The organism is Aeromonas sp. MR16, from assembly GCF_022549315.1.
Taxonomy (GTDB): domain Bacteria; phylum Pseudomonadota; class Gammaproteobacteria; order Enterobacterales; family Aeromonadaceae; genus Aeromonas; species Aeromonas aquatica.
This window is the reverse complement of sequence record NZ_JAKZFK010000006.1, coordinates 32,341-47,671: the sequence shown is the minus strand read 5'-3', so window position 1 is coordinate 47,671 and position 15,331 is coordinate 32,341. Positions and strand designations below refer to the sequence as shown.

The following is a 15,331-nucleotide window of genomic DNA, read 5'->3' as shown; positions in this document are numbered from 1 at the left end:
TTGCCCTCTTGGCGGCCCTGAACCGCAGTATTCTGGCATTTCTCTTTCCGGGTCAACGAGCTGAACTCAAATGAGTGAGCTGGACTGAGGAAATTGTTCGTGACGGAGGGTATGCTGGCGATAGCCATGTCCATTGTGTCCATCCCTATCTGTGAGGCCGTCGGCGAAATGCGATGACGGCCTGTGCGAGGAACCCCATGTCGCGTCCCCCCCTGTTGCGGATCCTGCTGCCCCTCTCCCTGCCGTTGGTGGTTAGCCTGCTCACCGCCTGCCAGCCCGATAACCAGGGGATGGCGCTGGGTACCCTGGAGCGGGATCGGGTGCTGCTGACCGCCACCGCCAACGAGATAGTCCGGGCCTTGCCGGTGGCAGAGGGGAGTCGGGTAGAGGAGGGCAGCCTGCTGGTGCAGCTGGACGATCGCCGCCAGCAGGCGGTGCTGGCCCGGGCCCGCGCCGAGCAGGCCAGCGCCAGGGCGGCCCTGGCTCGCATGACCAATGGTGAGCGGCCGGAGGACATCGCCGCCGCCCGCGCCAGCCTCGACAAGGCGCAGGCCAACCTCAGGGAGGCGGAACGCAGCTTCCAACGTACCGAGCGGCTGGTGGCGCAGAAGCTGCAGAGCCCCTCCGAACTCGACAAGGCGCGGGCCGAGCGTGACGGCGCCCTGGCCGAACGGGATGGCGCCCATCAGCAGCTCGACAAACTGAGCCGGGGCGTGCGGGTCGAGGACATCGACGAGGCCAGCGCCAAGCTGGCGGCCGCCAGGGCCGACGTGGCACTGGCCGAGCGGGAGCTGGCGGATCTCACCATCATCGCGACCCGCAGCGGTCGGCTCGACAGCCTGCCCTACAACCTGGGAGAGCGCGTCCCGGTCGGTGCCGTGCTGGCGGCCATCCAGGCGGATCAGGCGCCCTACGCCCGGGTCTATGTGCCCGAGACGGCGCTGGCCAGCTACCAGATTGGCCAGGCCATCCGGGTGCGGGTGGACGGCGTGCCCGAGCCCCTGACCGGGCGGCTGCGCTGGATCTCCAGGGAGCCCGCCTTCACCCCCTACTACGCCCTCAACGAGCAGGACAGGGCCCGGTTGGTCTATCTGGCGGAGATCGACCTGCCCACGGCGCAAGCGCTGCCAAGCGGCCTGCCCCTGCAAGCGGAACCCGGCGATGAATGAGTTCGCGATCCGGGCGCAGGGCGTTAGCCGCCGCTTCGGCGATTTTCTCGCCGTGGACGGGCTGGATTTGCGCGTCCCCGGCGGCCAGATCCACGGTTTTCTCGGTCCCAACGGCTGCGGCAAGTCCACCACCCTGCGGATGCTGACCGGCCTGCTCACCCCTTCCAGTGGAGAGATAGAGGTGCTGGGGCTCGCCATCCCGAAGCAAGCCGAGGCGCTGCGCCGCCGGATGGGCTACATGACCCAGAAGTTCTCCCTCTACGACGAGCTGACGGGCTGGGAGAACCTGGAGTTTATGGGCCGCATCCACGGCATGAGCGGCGGGACCCTGACCGCCAGGCTGCACGAGCTGCTCGCCACCTATGAGCTGACGGCGCTGGCGACGCGCCGGGCCGGGGCCATGAGCGGCGGCCAGAAGCAGCGATTGGCGCTGGCGGCGGCGGTGATCCACCGCCCGGATCTGCTGCTGCTCGACGAGCCCACCTCGGCGGTGGATCCCCAGAACAGGCGCGACTTCTGGGAGAAGCTGTTCGACTTGAGCGAAGGGGGCACCACCATCTTGGTCACCACCCACTACATGGACGAGGCGGAGCGTTGCCACGGGCTCGCCATCATGGAGGCGGGCAAGGTGCGGGCTCAGGGCTCGCCCCAGGCTCTGATGGAAGCCATGAATACCCGGGTGGTGGAGGTGCAGGCGGAGGATCTGCGCCTGCTCAAGCAGCAGCTGTTGCAACTGGCGCCGGTACGCTCCGCCGCCCAGCTCGGTCAGCGGCTGCGGGTGCTGGTGGACAAGTCGCTGGCGGATCCCGTGCCCTGGCTGCAGCAGGCCTGTCCGGCCCTGGCCGGCGCCGCCATGGCCCTGGTCAGGCCTAGCTTGGAAGACGTCTTCGTCAGCTGCACCGGTCAGGAGCCAAGGGCATGAACAGTCTGCGACGGCTCTGGGCCATCACCCAGAAGGAGCTAAGGCAGCTGGCGCGGGACAGGCTCACGTTTGGGATGGTGGTGATGATCCCGCGGATCCACGTCGAAGGAGCGAGCCGATGAACAGCCTGCGGCGGCTCTGGGCCATCACCCAGAAGGAGCTAAGGCAGTTGGCGCGGGACAGGCTCACGTTTGGGATGGTGGTGATGATCCCGCTGATCCAGCTGCTGCTGTTTGGCTACGCCATCAATAGCGATGTGCGCCAGATCCCGGCCGGGCTGGTGGACATGAGCCAGAGCGTGCCGGGGCGGCTGCTGGCGGAGGCGGTGGAGGCGAGCCAGGTGGTGAGCATCAAGCAGCGTTATGTCGGTATCCAGCAGGCGGAAGCCGCCCTGACCCGGGGGGAGGTGCGGGCCGTGCTGGTGCTGCCCACGGATCTGGACCGTCGACTCAGCACCGGCGAGAGCGCGGGCCAGTGGCTGGTGGATGGCTCGGACACCATGATAGCGGGGGCTCTGCTCGGCTTGCGCACCATGCCGCTGACCGTGCTCAAGCCCGATCTCAAGCCTGTCCCCCCCACCTTCGAGACGGTGCTCTACTTCAACCCGTCCCGCCGCTCGGCGGTCAACATAGTGCCCGGCCTGCTCGGGGTGATCCTCACCATGACCATGATCATGTTCACCTCGGCGGCCATAGTGCGCGAACGGGAGCGCGGCAATCTGGAGTTGCTCATCACCACCCCGGTCGGCTCGATGGAGCTGATGATAGGCAAGATCCTGCCCTACATAGGGGTGGGACTGATCCAGGTCGCCATCATCCTCGGCCTCGGCCACTTCATCTTCGCGGTGCCCATCAACGGCGCCCTGAGCCAGGTGTTGCTGGCGACCCTGCTGTTTATCGCCGCCAGCCTGACCCTGGGGCTGCTCATTTCCACCCTGGCCCAGACCCAGTTGCAGGCGATGCAGATGACGGTGTTTATCCTGCTGCCGTCCATCTTGTTGTCGGGCTTCATGTTCCCCTACGAGGGGATGCCGGCCCCGGCCCAGTGGATCGCCGAGGTGCTGCCCGCCACCCACTTCATGCGGATCATCAGGGGAGTGGTGCTGCGGGGCGGGGAGCTGTCGGAGTTGCTGCCGGACGTGCTCTGGCTGCTGGGCTTCACCCTGCTGATGCTGACCCTGGCCGCCCACCGTTTCAAGAAGAGCCTGGATTGACCTGGGGGGCGGCCAGCTCCCTCAGGCCGTCCGACCCCCTTGTCTGGCGATGAATTAGGCGCCGTATGAGGCGCAATTGATGTGTGACATGGGCATTTTGTGGAATAAATGACTGTGAAAGTGAGGTTTGAGCAACATTCGTCTTGCTCATTACGGTGGGAGGGATTCTAATCTGCCGCCCGGTCTCGCCGGGCCCGCACCGCATCCGTCCATCTCTTGCTTCATCGAACCCATCCATGACCGCCCAAGGCCACCTGCTGTTTTCCGTTACCTGCACCCTGCTCGCCCACCAACTGCAGCTCACCCCGGCCCTGGCCGATGCCAGCCTCTGGCAGCTGGTGCCGGTCGCCCTGGCCAGCGCCCTGCTGCCGGATCTCGACCACCCCAATTCCCTGCTCGGCCGGCGCCTGCCCTGGATCTCGGGGCCGCTCTCCCGCCTGTTCGGCCACCGTGGCTTCACCCACAGCCTGCTGGCGGTCGGCATCGCGGTCTGGGGACTGGCGCAGTTCCAGGCCCCCGGCACGCTGTCGGCGGTGGTGAAGGATGCGCTCATCATCGGCTACCTGAGCCATCTGCTCGGGGATTGGCTCACCCCGGCGGGCATCCCCCTGTTCTGGCCGCTGCGCCGGCGTTATCGCCTGCCCTGGCTGCCGCTCAAGAGCGGCAGTGGCTATGAGACGGCGTTCTGTCTGCTGACCCTGGCGCTGGCCGGTTACTGGGTGCATGGCGGGACGGCCTTCAGTGCGCTCGCCCGCCTGACGGCGCTCTGATCGCGGGGATATCCCGCCTATCGGGTCTCGGTGAATGTGTCTGGCGTTACAGCGCTCGGTCCAGGCCGAGCGCTGCACCCCTCGTGAGAGAGGGGAAGGGGGATAAAGGGCCTTAAGTGTGGCGCTGCGCGGTTCTGGGGAGGGTGAGGTAGTCGGCGATCACCGGCAGCCCCAGCAGGTGGCGGCGCAGCATGTCGAGGGCGGCGAAGGCGAGGATCTTGCGACCGCTCTGTGGATCCGGGTGGCTGACCTTGAGGGTCTGACCAATCCCCTTGCCATCGGTGCACAGCAGCAGCGGCACCCCGTCCGCTCCCGCACTGCCTATGGTCAGGCTCAGCCCTGTGTCCGTGCCGGTTAACTGCGCCAGCTCATTCGGGAGCCGCCCATCGAAGTGCGCCTCAAGATGGGGATGCTCGTGGCAAAAACCGAGCAGGGCGCCCCGACTCTCTCCCTCCCGAAGAGTCAGGTTGCGATCCCCCAGCAGGGCCAGGATCTGGCGCGCCGGATCCTCCTCTCCCCGTCCCACCAGCCAGGGTGAAATCTCCCCCAGCAGTCGACTTTCGGCGGCCTCCATATCGGCGGCACCCGCCCCATGGCCGATGAGTTTGAGCTCGATCAGCGGCATGGAGGAGCGGTAGCCAAGCTCGATGCCGCTCGGCCAGGGGGTGGCGTCCAGCTTGTCGGAGAGGGCCGACTCCGAGATGCCGAAGCTGTAGAAGCGGCGCAGCTCGGTGTCGGTCTGATCCCCCGCCAGCCGTTTCAGGCGTGGCAGGATCTGCTCGCGCACCATCTGCTTGAATTCGAACGGCACGCCCGGGGTGAAGAACAGCTGGCTCAGGCCGTGGCTGGCCTGATGCTGGATCAGGAAGCCGCAGGCGGTGCCGACCGGGTTGTCGAGGATCTCGCACTCCCGGGGCAGCCAGGCCTGCTTGGCGTTGCTCGCCGGCATGGGACGGCCCCGGCTGGCGTAGCGCGCTTCGATAGTGGCGAGCCAGTCCGGGAACAGGGTCAGCGGCTGGGCAAATGCCTCGGCCGCCGCCAGGGCGGTGAGATCGTCGGCGGTGGGGCCGAGCCCGCCGCACACCAGCACCACCTCGGCGCGGCTGGCGCTTTCCTGCAACGCGGCTTTCAGATCCGCGAGGTTGTCCCCGACTGTGAGCCGGCGGCGCACCTGCCAGCCCTGCTCCAGCAACAGGGCGCTGAGCCAGGCGGCATTGGTGTCCACCACCAGGCCGGTCACTATCTCATCACCGGTGCTGATGATCTCGATACGCATGCAAACTCCTTGAAACGGGGTGGCGGCAGGCGCCGATGGGGTTGCAATTGTAGCAATATCCATCGGCCGCTGGCGACATCCCCTCCGTCCTGGCAGCACGGTGAGCCTCTCGTTGTTAACCAAGGCGCAACAAGGGTGAACCCTGGCTTAAGCGTGGGCATGTATTCCGGTGGCAACAGTCACGTTCCATGACAGAGGTGGGGTAAAATGCTCACCAATTGTTCAATTGTTCAAAAAGAAGGTCATGACCATGAAACACGCAGCCTTGTTGCTGGCCCTGCTGGTAGGCACCCCCGCCTGGGCTGGCTTGCAGATCAACTCCAACGATGTGCGCATCAACGTAGACGGCGATGACGTCGATGAGTGGAAAGACAAGCACGATGAGAACTGCTCGACGGTCGAGATAGGCAACGTCAAGATGAGCAATGAGGAGTGCGACGGCAAAGGCAAGAACAAGAACAAGAACAAGAACAAGAACAAGGAAAACAGCAGCGTGCATGGGGACAACAACCCTGGCAAGGGCCACAACAAGAACAAAAACAAGTAACAACAAGGGCGCCAACAGGCGCCCTTGTTGTCAGTGTCGTCGAGGGAGGACGAATGCACAGGTAACTGATGACAGGCTGGGCGCTTTATTATAGGCTTCTAGATGTCCAGACATATTTACCGATGCAGTACAGGGAGTCAGCATGCCGATCAAGATCCCGGACCAGTTGCCCGCCGCCGAAGTGCTGGGGCAGGAGAACATCTTCGTGATGACGGAATCCCGGGCCGTCACCCAGAACATCCGCCCGCTGCGGGTGCTCATCCTCAACCTGATGCCCAAGAAGATCGAGACCGAGATCCAGCTGATGCGGATGCTCTCCAACTCGCCGCTGCAGGTGGACGTGGATCTGCTGCGCATCGACGATCGGGAGTCGAAGAACACGCCCCAGGCGCACCTGGAGAACTTCTATCACGACTTCGAGCAGGTGCGTGGCAACAACTACGACGGCATGATCATCACGGGGGCGCCACTCGGGCTGGTGGAGTTCGAAGAGGTGGTCTACTGGCCGCGTATCGTCGAGATCATCGAGTGGTCCCATCAGCATGTGACCTCGACCCTGTTCCTGTGCTGGGCCGTGCAGGCGGCGCTCAAGGCCTTGTATGGCATGGAGAAACAGACCCACGGCGAGAAGCTGTCAGGGGTCTATCGCCACCATCGCCTCGATGAGCACGAGGCGCTGCTGCGGGGTTTCGACGACGAGTTCGTCGCCCCCCACTCCCGCTATGCGGCGTTCGACGGGGATCTCATCCGCGCCCACACCGATCTGCAGATCTTCGCCGAGTCAGAGGAGGCGGGGGTCTATCTGGCGGCGACCAAGGATTGCCGCCAGGTGTTCGTCACCGGCCATCCCGAATACGATGCCTTGACCCTGGACGGGGAATATCAGCGTGATCTGGCGGCCGGGCTCACCCCCGTCATCCCGGTCAACTACTACCCGGACAACGATCCCGGCCAGACGCCGCGGGCCAGCTGGCGCAGTCATGGCCATCTGCTGTTCTCCAACTGGCTCAACTACTACGTCTACCAGCTCACCAGCTACCGGTTGGAAGACATCGGCAAGGTGTTCACCTACGAGCAGCCCAAGGCATAGGTGCTATCGGGACAGCTCACTAGCAGTTGGGTGGAGGACATCGGCAAGGTGTTCACCTACGAGCAGCCCAAGGCATAGATGTCATCGAGCCAACTCACTGACAGTGAGCTGGAGGGCATCGGCAAGGTGTTCGCTTACCCGCAGCCCAAGGCTCCCTCTTAGTCGGCCTGCAGCCGCGCCGCCTGGCTATCCAGCCAGTGGCGGTGGCAAGCCAGGGTGAAGGCGTTGGGCCGACGGGCCCGGATGGCGGCCATGGCCTCCCGCTGTGGCTGACCCAGCGTCATCAGCAGGAGGGCGGCGACCAGCCCGGTGCGACCGCTTCCCCCACGGCAGTGAATGGCCAGCTGCTTGCCGTCCCGCAGTAGCGCGATCAGCTGCGGCAACGCCTGCTGCCAGGCTAGCTCGAAATCGGCATCGGGGGCCTCGTCGTCCAGGATGGGCAGATGAAACCAGCCCATGCCCCTGGCCTCCACCTGCTTGCCAAGCCGTGTCAGCGCGCACGCGGCCAGCTCGTCACCCGTCATCAGGGTGATCAGGGCGTGGGCACCGGCCAGTTGCAACTGGCTGAGAGCGTGCGGCATGGGCACGTGCTGGGTGCCGGGGCAGGGGGTGAGCAGCAACTGCCCGTCGAGGCGGGGGACCTCCAGGCTCCAGAAGGGGTGAGAAGGGTGCATGGGGATCCTTGTGGGGGGCCTGTTTGGTGTCAAATGAGCTCATTGGCGCCGTACCTGAGCGGGGCAGAGCATAGAGGCCCGGCTCAGGATGTCAATCTGCGTTGTGTTCGGCCCGGTTTACGGGCAGAGTCTAAAAAAATTGAGCGAGCAAGGAGTAGAGATGAGAAACCTGGATCAACTGGACTTGGATATCCTGGCCCATCTGTTTCGCGATGCGGGTATGACCAACAAGGATCTGGCGGCCCTGGTCGGGGTGGCGCCATCCACCTGCCTGGAGCGGGTACGCAAGCTGCAACAGGACGGGGTGCTCAAGGGAGCGCACTGCGAGGTGGATTATCAGGCGCTGGGCGGCCACATCCAGGCCATGGTCTCCCTGCAGCTGGCGCGCCACAGCCGTCAGATCATCGATGCGTTCCGCGATGCCATCCTGGCCCTGCCCGAGGTGATCAGCCTGTTCCACATGGGGGGCAAGGACGATTTTCTGGTGCACCTCTGCGTCGCCGACACCGAGCACCTGCGCAACTTCGTGTTCGATCACTTCACCTCGCGCGAAGAGGTGGTGCACCTCGAGACCTCCCTGGTGTTCGAGCACAGATTCAGCCGTTCCTTGCCCTGCTTTACCCAGCCTTGAGCAGCAGAGACCAGAAAAAAACCGCCATTCGGCGGTTTTTTTGTCTGTGGAATCTCATCAGTTCAGCACGAGTCGACTGTCAGGCGCCGTCTGGTAGAGCCCCTGCTGGTAGGCGAGGCTGCCCCAGAGCACCAGTCCCAGCGCCATCTCCTTTATCTCGTCCGGCTGGGGTGCCGGGCGCAGCTGCTGGCGGACGGCATCGTAGACATAACCCTCAGCTGGCCGCTCCGGCTGCAGTATCACCACGTCCTTGCCCCGCATCAGGGCGAAGTTCTTGTCGTACTGCATGATGGCGCGCCCCGGCCAGTCGTCCGGCATCCGGGTCAGATCCTTGCCGAGCATGGGGTAGTCGGCGCTTATCCCCATCAGGGAGAGCAGGGTCGGCGCCATGTCGATCTGGCTCACGACGCGCTCGTCCTGGCGGGGCTTTATCCCCTCGCCGACGATGACGCCGGGGATGTGGAAGCGGGGGATGGGTACCAGGCTGGCGCCGCCGACCCGGCTGTCGTGATCGGCGATGACCAGGAACAGGGTGTCTTTCCAGTAGTCCGATTGGCGGGCCTTCTTGAAGAATTCACCGACGGCGTAATCCGCATACTTGGCGGCGTTGTTGCGGGTCTGCTTGGGCTGCTCATAGAGGGCGATGCGATCGTCCGGGAATTCGAACGGATCGTGGTTGCTGGAGCTGAACACCAGGCTGAAGAAGGGCTTGCCCTCCTTGCTCAGGGCCCGGAAGGTCTCGTCCGCCTTGGCCATCAGATCCTCGTCCGAGGCGCCCCAGGAGCCTTCGAACACCGGGTTCTCGAAGTCCTTCTGCTCGACGATGTGGCTGAAGCCGTTGCCGAGGAAGAAGCTGCGCATGTTGTCGAAATGGCTCTCGCCGCCGTAGATGAAGCTGGTGCTGTAGCCCCGTTGCTTCAGCAGGTCCGCGATGGTGAAAAAGTTGGTCTGGCTCTTGCCGAGCTTGACCACGGCCTGGGCCGGGGTCGGGGTGAAGCCGGTCAGCACGGCCTCGATGCCGCGCACCGAGCGGGTGCCGGTGGCATAGAGCTGGTTGAAGGTCCAACCCTCCTTCGACAGCGCATCTATGTGGGGGGTGAGTGGCAGGCCACCGAGGGAGCCGACGAACTGGGCCCCCAGGCTCTCCTGCAGCAGGATCACCAGGTTCTTCGGCTTGCCGCCGTAGCTGGCCTCGTTGAAGGTCTGGCTCGGCAAGGCCTCCGAGCTGAAGTCCTGGTCGGGGCGGCCGCTCTCCTGGCGCACCAGTGCCAGGATCCGCTCCCTTGGCAACTCACCATAGAACTCCCCGGCGTGCTCCTCGGCCCCCATCTGCTTGATGGCGAAGAACAGGGAGTAGGAGGAGTTGACCACCAGGGCATTGATCAGGGGATCGCTGGCAAAGGCCACCATGGCGGGGTTGAGGGCTCTGTGCCCCAGGCTGGAGCGGGCGCCGAGGAAACCGATGGCCAGGATCAGCAGGGCGAAGACGGGCCTCAGGTACCAGCGGGGGAAGCTGAGTCCGCGCATCAAACGGCCGCTGAGCCACCAGCCGCCGCCCAGCACCGCAGTGCTGAACACCAGGGCCAGCAGCAGCTCCCCCTTGCGACCGGCCCACAGCATGGCGAGCACCTCTTTCGGGTAGATGAGGTATTCGATGTAGAGGCGGTTGGGGCGCACCCCGTATTCGGTGACGAAGGAGGGGGTAGAGATCTCCAGGAACAGCATCAGCCAGAGCCCCAGGGTCAGCCAGACCCGGATCAGCATGAGCCAGGCCCGGCCGAGGGCGTGAGGGCCTGCCAGCAGCAGGGTGAAGACCGCGGGGACGCCCCACAGCCAGCAGAGGGTGGCGACGTCGACGCGCAATCCCTGCAGCAGCATCTGTGACCAGCCGGCGACGGCGTCGACGCGCTCCTGTTGCCAGAGTCCGAGGGCTGCCCGGCTGGCGGTGAGGCTGAGTAGCGCGATCACCGAAAAGATGGCAATGGGCCAAAATGGACCCAGCCAATTCCTTATTTTTGTCATTGTTTTTCCTGATAAAAGCCTGATTTTTTATGCCCGTCCTCGGGCATTTTTTTATGTTGCAGGGATATGACCATGGGGCCTGGAAAAGGTTGCGTACGGGACAGGAAAAAGACGCAGACACCGCCGCTGCAATGGCCTCATTGTGACGGAGTCCTCGGACCAGTACGAGATAAACGGCTGGAAGAAGTGTGATCCCCACTGCAAAGCGGGGAAGGGGGCGTGCCTATAATGGCGCGGGAGTCTCTCAATCGGAGCCGCTATCATGCCGGTCTTTCTCGATGTCGAGTATTTGCAGGGGTGGTGCCTGTTCGTGGTGCTCTCGGATGGCACCACGGGGGCGCTGGATCTGGCCCCTTGGCGGGATCAACCGCTGTTTGCCGCCATCGACTCGGAGCGTCGCTTCGCCCGGGTCTTCATCAATCGTCGCCATCAGCTGGAGTGGCCGGGAGGCTGCATGCTGGCCGCCCAGGAGGTCTACCACCTGATCAAGGCCGTCGACGAGCGCAGCGCCTTCAACGAGCGCAATCCACACTGAGAATGGCTGGCTAACCCACTGAGCCAGATAACGTTTTCAGTCACAGACCCGTTTTTTTCCGCTGGTTATCATGACCCCAGTAAGGCGCACCCTGCGCCTGTACCTCCACAGCGGGAAGATAACAATGAAACAGGGAACGTTGCGCTACGGTGGCCTGCTCGGGGCTGCCTTGTTCTTGTCGGCCTGCGGCAGCGGGGGCGGTGGATCCAGCACCGAGCCCCAGCCCCCCGTGGTCAATCCGCCGGTCACTCAGCCACCGGTGGCGACGGCCAGCCGCGCCTGCTATGGCGCCGATCAGCCCGCCTGCAACCTGCGAACCTATCAGCTGATGGTGGAGTCCTTCGTCGACGGAGATGGCGCCGCCAACTACGGGGTTGGCTACGGTCCTTCCCAGCACAACGGCGATCTGCAGGGGATCATCGACAGCCTGGACCACATCAAGAGCCTCAACGTCAACGCCATCTGGCTGACCCCGGTGTTCGACTCCTGCGCCGGCCAGGCCGGGGACGACAGGCTGGACGCCACCGGCTACTTCGCCTGCGACTTCTTCAACGTCGACCCCAACTTCGGCAGCAACGCCAAACTCAAGACCCTGGTGGAGGAGGCGCACAAACGCGGTCTCTACGTCTTCCTCGACGGTGTGTTCGGCCACGTCAACAAGGTGGGGGTGAGCAAGCCGTCGCCCGAGGGACGGCTGCCCGCCCTCAAGAGCGGCGGCGCCGGCTATCCGGGCCAGCTGGTGGACTACGGCAAGCCGGAGAGCCTGGCCTACTTCAAGGAGGTGGCACGCTACTGGGTCGAGCAGTACGGCATCGACGGCTGGCGCCTCGATCAGGCCTATCAGCTGGGGCTGGATGACTGGCGCGCCATTCGCACCGAGGTGGAGCAGGCGAGCGCGGCGCGCAAGGCGGCAGGCCAGCAGTGGGGCACGCTCGGCTACCTGGTGGGGGAAGTGTGGAAGGGGGCTGACGACATCCGCAACGAGGCCTATGGCCCGAGCGACAATCCGGCGCTGCCCTCGGCGTTCGACTTCCCGTTGCGCTATGGCCTGATGCAGGCGCTGGCGGTGGAGGAGTCCGGCAAGGGCGGGCAGGGGGCCAGCGTGCTCGATGCCAGCTGGAACAAGGTGGAAAACTATCCCAACCACGCCATGCCGAACCTGATGCTGGGCAACCACGATCTGGTGCGCTTCGGCGATCTGGTCCAGCGCGGCAACTTCAACCCGGCGGATTACTGGCAGCGCCACAAGGCGGCCTTCAGCTTCCTGGCGGCCCGCTCCGGTCCCATCACCCTCTATTACGGCGAGGAGTTCGGGGACGAGGTGCCGGGCTTCGCCAAGCAGGTGACCGATAACTGTGCGGCCCAGGGATTGTGCGACGATCACGTGGCCCGCAGCGACGGCAAGGTACCCGGTGTCGCCGGCTTCGTGGCGAGCAGCGAGCAGGCCGAGCTCAAGCAGTGGCTGAGCACCTTGCTGGGCCTGCGGGCCAAGCACCCCGCGCTCTATCAGGGGGAGCGGGTCAAGCTGGTGGCCGACGGCAGCATCTACGGCGACATCAAGCAGACGAAAGGGGAGCAGATCGTCTACCTGCTCAACGTCTCCACCATGCCCCAGAGCTACAGCCTGCCGGTTGGCAAGCTGCGCAGCGGCAGCGCCTTGCTGGATCTGCAGAGCGGCGAGAGCCTGGCGATGGGGGGCAGCACAGTGACGGTGGACCTGCCGCCCCTCAGCGGCCGTTTCCTGCTGCTGCAATAAGACGGCAAACAGCAAAAGGGCTCCCGCGGGAGCCCTTTTTGTTGCCAGCTGGCGGTAGGGTCACTTCTCGAGGCCGCCACCGAGCTCCTCCTGACGGGGGCGGGCCTGCACGCCGCGCTCGTTGCCGTTGCGCCAGTGTTCCAGCCGGTTGTGCACGCCGCGGCGCAGGCTCTTGAAGCTGGTCTCCAGGTAATCCACCCCCACCAGGATGGCCAGGGTGACGCCGGTGAGCAGCAGCGCCTGGTGCAGCATGCCCATGCCGATCAGGGCGCCGAGGGCCGCCAGCATCCAGATGGTGGCGGCCGAGGTGACCCCCAGCACGTGGCCATCCCGGGTCATCATGACCCCGGCGCCGAGAAAACCGACCCCGGTGATGAGCTGGCCAAGCACCCGCGCCTGATCCGCGCTCTGGGGGCTGACCACGGACCCGAGAGCGAGGAAGCAGTAAGTCCCGAGGATGATGAGGGAGGAGGTGCGAATGCCGACCGGCTTGCCGCGCAGTTGCCGCTCCAGCCCCACCAGGGTGCCACACACCAGACAGACCAGGATGTTCTCCCAGCCAAGGGGCGCTATGTCCCACCACTGCGTTGTCATCATAACCACCTCTGCAATCGCTGCTTGTTATCCTGCCGCGCCCTGCCCCCGGTTCTCCAGCCGCTGCCGGAAGGCCCTGGCCAGGCGCTCGTAGAGGTCCTTCGCCTCCCTGTCTTCAATATCGCCACGTATCCAGGGATTGTCGATGATTTCCAGCAGCACGCAGCCTTGCCCCTGCTGGCGCAGGTCCACCCCGAACAGGCCGTTGCCGAGCTGATGGACGGCGCGGCGGGCGGTCTGCAGCACCCGCTCCGGCACCTCGTTCAGGGGCAACGCCTCGATCCGGCTCATGTCGAGGGGGTGTTTGCGGCGGCGAATGCGGTTGCCGGGCTCCGGGCGGAAGCGGCGGCAGGCGAACAAGGGCGAGCCGTCGAGAAAGCCGATGCGCCAGTCGAATTCGGCGGGGATCCGGCTCTGCACCAGCAGCAGGGCGGAGCGACCAAGGCCCTCGTCCAGCAGGCGGGCGAGCTGCTGCTCGTCGCTGGCCATGGCAAGATCCCGGCCCTGGGCGCCATCGGGCACCTTCACCATCAGCGGCAGCCCGAGCCGTTGCACCAGCTCGCCGGTGTGGTGGCGGCCACGGCGGGTCACCACCATGGTCGGCGGCATGGGCACGCCGCTGCGCACCATCAGCTCGTAGAGATAGAGCTTGTTGCTGCAGGCGAGGATGGCGCGGGAGCTGTCGATGACCGGCATCTTGAGCTGCTCGGCGCTGCGGGCGAACTCGAAGGTGTAGTGGCCGACCGCCGTCTCGGCGCGCAGCCAGAGGCTGTCGAATTCCGGCAGCCGCTCGATGGCGGAGGGTGCCAGGATCTCGGCCCGGATCCCCTGGGCGGCGGCGGCCTCGATGAAACGTGTCAGGGCCAGGGCATCGCTGCTGGCGCGGCCGTCATCGGGATCCACCAGGATGGCGAGCTGATAGAGGGGGGCGGCCTGCTCCTCGTCCCCCGCGCCGACCAGCGCTTGGGCGTGTTGCAGCATCAGCTCCCGCTCGCGCGGGCTCAGATCCTGCGGGGAGAGGCTCTGCTGCCGGCGCACCGACCAGCCGTGGCGGCCGCGCTTGAGGGTCAACTCTTGCAGCGGCAGCTGGCTCAGGCCGTAGTAGTAGCGGGCCAGCCCCGCCAGCTCGTTCTGCTCGCACTGGCCGAAGATGGCGCGCACCCGGATCCTGTCCTCGCTCTGGCGGGCCAGCCAGCCCTGCAGCTTGCGCCACAGCTTGGCGGGCGGCTGCTGGGGTTGCAGCACGCTGATGGCCTGCAAGCCCGGCAGGCAGTGGTGGCTGCGGGCCTGGGCCAGCAGGGAGCAGTAATAACCGGCGCTCAGGTGCTCCAGCGAGCGGCACAGGTTGATGATGCGGGGGCGGCCCCCGGTGGTGGGCAGGCCGTGCTGCAGATAGGTGCGGGCGGTCAGCAGATAATCGGCATGGCAGGGCCAGTCGCCCGGCTCCTCGACGATGACATAAGTACTCATATTGTTGGCTCCACGGATCAGACTGCCAGGACGGCAGTATCCCCAGTGGGCTTCGATGCACCGACAAGCACGACAATGGCGCGAGGGGAAACAAGAGGTTACAGTGCCTAATATTCTGCCTTGGTAACCTGTGATACAAGTCGCATTGTTGGTGCTGAGGATAAATAACCGAATGAGGACACCCCGTGTTGACCGTGCGCACGGCCCGAGCCGATGATGTGGGCGCCATCGTCAGGCTTGAGCGCTACTGTTTTCCCCCCGAAGTCGCCTTCGGCCGCAGCCGCTGGCACTATCTGCTGAATCAGGCCAAGGGCCGCACCCTGCTGCTGCAAGACGACAAGGAACAGCTGCTAGGCTATCTCAGCGTGCTGGAGCACAGGGGCTGGGATCGACTGGTGATCCAGACCCTCGCCATCCGCTGGACGGTGCGCCGCCAGGGCTGGGCCCGCCGCCTGCTGGAGCAGGTCATTTCGGAGGGCAGGGCGGCCGGCTGGGGCGCCATCCGACTTGAGGTGGCCGATGCCAACGCCGAGGCCCTCGCGCTCTATCAGGGGCTGGGATTTCGTGCCCAGCTCAGGCTGCCCGACTACTATGGGCCGGGCCAGCATGCGCACCGTCTGGTGCTGCCGCTGGTCGCCGGCGACGAGGGCGCGGGCTCATGA

The 15,331-nt window shown here is 65.2% G+C and carries 16 protein-coding genes; 11 read left to right on the top strand and 5 right to left on the bottom strand.

The features are described 5' to 3' along the window. Nucleotides 1-197: 197 nt before the first annotated feature. From MM194_RS06775 to MM194_RS06760, 5 genes are all read left to right on the top strand, one after another. Nucleotides 198-1,169, top strand: a complete 972-nt coding sequence (locus MM194_RS06775; protein WP_241343107.1) for an HlyD family efflux transporter periplasmic adaptor subunit — start codon at nt 198-200, stop codon at nt 1,167-1,169. Next, nucleotides 1,162-2,091, top strand: coding sequence for an ABC transporter ATP-binding protein (locus MM194_RS06770; protein WP_033131476.1), 930 nt, complete (start codon nt 1,162-1,164; stop codon nt 2,089-2,091). Before MM194_RS06775 ends, MM194_RS06770 begins: the two co-directional genes overlap by 8 nt. Further along, nucleotides 2,088-2,213 carry a hypothetical protein gene (locus MM194_RS21920; protein WP_277605058.1) on the top strand — a complete coding sequence of 42 codons (126 nt, stop codon included), beginning with the start codon at nt 2,088-2,090 and terminating at the stop codon, nt 2,211-2,213. The genes MM194_RS06770 and MM194_RS21920 overlap by 4 nt, the downstream gene beginning before the upstream one ends. Continuing rightward, nucleotides 2,210-3,304: an ABC transporter permease gene (locus tag MM194_RS06765; protein WP_241343106.1), complete on the top strand. Its 1,095-nt coding sequence runs from the start codon at nt 2,210-2,212 to the stop codon at nt 3,302-3,304. Before MM194_RS21920 ends, MM194_RS06765 begins: the two co-directional genes overlap by 4 nt. A gap of 236 nt (nt 3,305-3,540) precedes the next feature. After that, the gene (locus tag MM194_RS06760; protein ID WP_052101116.1) at nt 3,541-4,074 is read left to right on the top strand and encodes a metal-dependent hydrolase; all 534 of its coding nucleotides are present in this window, start codon (nt 3,541-3,543) and stop codon (nt 4,072-4,074) included. A 112-nt stretch (nt 4,075-4,186) separates the two neighbouring features. Here the strand turns inward: MM194_RS06760 and MM194_RS06755 are convergent, their stop codons facing one another. Then, complete coding sequence (locus MM194_RS06755) at nt 4,187-5,350, bottom strand: CinA family nicotinamide mononucleotide deamidase-related protein (RefSeq protein ID WP_241343105.1); 1,164 nt, start codon at nt 5,348-5,350, stop codon at nt 4,187-4,189. Nucleotides 5,351-5,600: 250 nt separating this feature from the next. Here MM194_RS06755 and MM194_RS06750 point away from each other — a divergent pair, with 250 nt between their 5' ends. Then, on the top strand, nt 5,601-5,897 hold the full coding sequence (locus MM194_RS06750) for a CG2 omega domain protein (protein WP_152599314.1): 297 nt from the start codon (nt 5,601-5,603) through the stop codon (nt 5,895-5,897). Nucleotides 5,898-6,039: 142 nt separating this feature from the next. Next, nucleotides 6,040-6,987 (top strand): homoserine O-succinyltransferase, encoded by a 948-nt coding sequence (gene metA / locus MM194_RS06745; protein ID WP_033131472.1) that lies wholly within the window; start codon nt 6,040-6,042, stop codon nt 6,985-6,987. A gap of 158 nt (nt 6,988-7,145) precedes the next feature. On the opposite strand, the gene MM194_RS06740 is transcribed toward metA, so the two are convergent. Continuing rightward, a complete protein-coding gene (locus tag MM194_RS06740; protein ID WP_033131471.1) occupies nt 7,146-7,661 on the bottom strand; it encodes a tyrosine-protein phosphatase in 516 nt (171 codons plus the stop codon). 160 nt (nt 7,662-7,821) lie between these two features. Between MM194_RS06740 and MM194_RS06735 the strand changes: the two genes are divergently transcribed. After that, complete coding sequence (locus MM194_RS06735) at nt 7,822-8,292, top strand: Lrp/AsnC family transcriptional regulator (RefSeq protein WP_033131470.1); 471 nt, start codon at nt 7,822-7,824, stop codon at nt 8,290-8,292. Nucleotides 8,293-8,349: 57 nt separating this feature from the next. Here the strand turns inward: MM194_RS06735 and MM194_RS06730 are convergent, their stop codons facing one another. Further along, on the bottom strand, nt 8,350-10,314 hold the full coding sequence (locus tag MM194_RS06730) for an LTA synthase family protein (RefSeq protein WP_241343104.1): 1,965 nt from the start codon (nt 10,312-10,314) through the stop codon (nt 8,350-8,352). Between the two features lie 262 nt (nt 10,315-10,576). Between MM194_RS06730 and MM194_RS06725 the strand changes: the two genes are divergently transcribed. After that, complete coding sequence (locus MM194_RS06725) at nt 10,577-10,849, top strand: DUF2442 domain-containing protein (RefSeq protein WP_033131468.1); 273 nt, start codon at nt 10,577-10,579, stop codon at nt 10,847-10,849. 124 nt (nt 10,850-10,973) lie between these two features. Further along, nucleotides 10,974-12,605, top strand: coding sequence for an alpha-amylase family protein (locus tag MM194_RS06720; protein ID WP_241343103.1), 1,632 nt, complete (start codon nt 10,974-10,976; stop codon nt 12,603-12,605). A 60-nt stretch (nt 12,606-12,665) separates the two neighbouring features. On the opposite strand, the gene MM194_RS06715 is transcribed toward MM194_RS06720, so the two are convergent. Both MM194_RS06715 and MM194_RS06710 read right to left on the bottom strand, forming a co-directional pair. Then, on the bottom strand, nt 12,666-13,202 hold the full coding sequence (locus tag MM194_RS06715) for an MgtC/SapB family protein (protein ID WP_241343102.1): 537 nt from the start codon (nt 13,200-13,202) through the stop codon (nt 12,666-12,668). 24 nt (nt 13,203-13,226) lie between these two features. Next, nucleotides 13,227-14,669 (bottom strand): RimK family protein, encoded by a 1,443-nt coding sequence (locus tag MM194_RS06710; protein WP_241343101.1) that lies wholly within the window; start codon nt 14,667-14,669, stop codon nt 13,227-13,229. Nucleotides 14,670-14,854: 185 nt separating this feature from the next. Between MM194_RS06710 and MM194_RS06705 the strand changes: the two genes are divergently transcribed. Then, nucleotides 14,855-15,331: an N-acetyltransferase gene (locus MM194_RS06705; RefSeq protein WP_241343100.1), complete on the top strand. Its 477-nt coding sequence runs from the start codon at nt 14,855-14,857 to the stop codon at nt 15,329-15,331.